We start from the raw sequence: 1,449 nt of genomic DNA on the forward strand, positions 1-1,449 counted from the left end.
GAAGGGCAGGCAGCGCCCCCCGAAATCCTCTTCGAACATCGCTTGGGCCGCCCGTGCCAGCGCCGCTTGGCGCTTGCCCGCAGGCATCAGCGCCAGCCCAAGCGCGATCTCGGCACGGCTAATGGCGCAGGTCCACACCTCTTCGGCGGGCAGGCGATCCAGCCATGCCGTCACCGCCTCACTGGGCTGCGGACGCATGAATTCGGACAGCACATTGGTGTCGAGCAGATTCACGGCGTCTTGTCCCAATTGGGTGGCCTGCGCGAGGTCTGGCGCGAGGGAAGTTCAAAGTCCGCATCGGCAACTTCCGCAAAGCGCTGTTTCAGCCGTTGCCCCAGCGCTTGTGGTTGGGATACCCGGACCAAGGCTTCACGGAGTATGCGACGGGCCTCCTCCTCCATCGACACCCCATGCTGTGCGGCACGAATGCGCAGCGCCTGCTTGATGGCGTCATCCACATTGCGGATCGTCAAAGCGGCCACGGAAGCACCTCCTGAATGATATCATTGGCCGCATTGTATGCATTGCTATCGTGTTCGTCAATGTACCTTCAGCACCCGCAGCTTAGTGAGCCACGCAAGGCTGCGGAAGACCAATAGCATTGGCTGGAGGTCGTGCAGGCCTCGGGATGGTAGTGGATGGCGGCGGTCATGCCGGGAAATGGGCTGCTGCCAGCGCCCTCATTTCGTCCTCGCGGCGCGCCGATTTGCTTGCCACGACCCACAAATCGAAAAACGACGCCCGGCCCCGCGCTGTGCTGGCAATGGTCTGAAAACCGCTGGCTCGCAGCGTGCCGACGAGCACTTTCTGGGTAAAACCGCAGCGGTGGGCCATGTAGAGGTTGCCCTTGGCGAGCGATGGGCGGTGGCCGTAGAGGATGTCAAGCGGGGCTATCGGCCCGGCGGGCGCAACATAGGCGGGCTCCAGTAATTTATCTTCGGCGACCAACGCGCACACCGACTGCAAATCGGGGCAGGTGATGACGGCAAAACCGTCGGATTTCAGCACGCGCAGGAATTCCTTGAGCGCCAGCGGCACTTCGTGCGGATACAGGTGCTCGATGTTGTGGCTGGAAAAGATAGCATCCACCGACGCATCCACACCGCCCGGCACAGCTGAAACACCAGCACCGAATGCTGGAAGGCTTCGATGCGGCGACGAAACTCTAGAAGTGCTGCGCGGGTGTTCGAGTAGTTCGCAAGATGTGGGTGTCCCAGATTAGATCGTATGGGTCGCGATAGCGCCGAATGAGTAGCGGGCCAGTGAAGAGCTGCAACCAGCGCTCGAGCACTTCTTCGTCCGATAGGCTTGCGGCACGTTCGGCGTCGATGCGCAGCACGATGTGGTAGTTGTCAATGGCCACGAATTTTGACCCACTTTGGCCAGATAAAACTGACCCACCCCCCTAACTGGCTGAGGGTCGAACACCGGGAAAAATCCCCGCCCGGC

4 protein-coding genes are annotated in these 1,449 nt (G+C 61.2%); all 4 read right to left on the bottom strand.

Features of this window, described 5'->3' with window-relative positions:
• On the bottom strand, positions 1-249 hold a 249-nt coding region (locus tag KUL93_RS11170), incomplete at its 3' end, for a PIN domain-containing protein (protein ID WP_217127111.1).
• On the bottom strand, positions 231-482 hold the full coding sequence (locus KUL93_RS11175) for a FitA-like ribbon-helix-helix domain-containing protein (RefSeq protein ID WP_217127112.1): 252 nt from the start codon (positions 480-482) through the stop codon (positions 231-233). The genes KUL93_RS11175 and KUL93_RS11170, both read right to left, overlap by 19 nt.
• Before the next feature lie 166 nt (positions 483-648).
• Positions 649-1,089: a class I SAM-dependent methyltransferase gene (locus KUL93_RS11180; RefSeq protein WP_217127113.1), complete on the bottom strand. Its 441-nt coding sequence runs from the start codon at positions 1,087-1,089 to the stop codon at positions 649-651.
• A gap of 76 nt (positions 1,090-1,165) precedes the next feature.
• Complete coding sequence (locus KUL93_RS11185; protein WP_217127114.1) at positions 1,166-1,363, bottom strand: hypothetical protein; 198 nt, start codon at positions 1,361-1,363, stop codon at positions 1,166-1,168.
• Positions 1,364-1,449: the final 86 nt, after the last annotated feature.

Source organism: Hydrogenophilus thiooxidans (assembly GCF_019049855.1).
In the GTDB taxonomy this organism is placed as follows: domain Bacteria; phylum Pseudomonadota; class Gammaproteobacteria; order Burkholderiales; family Rhodocyclaceae; genus Hydrogenophilus; species Hydrogenophilus thiooxidans.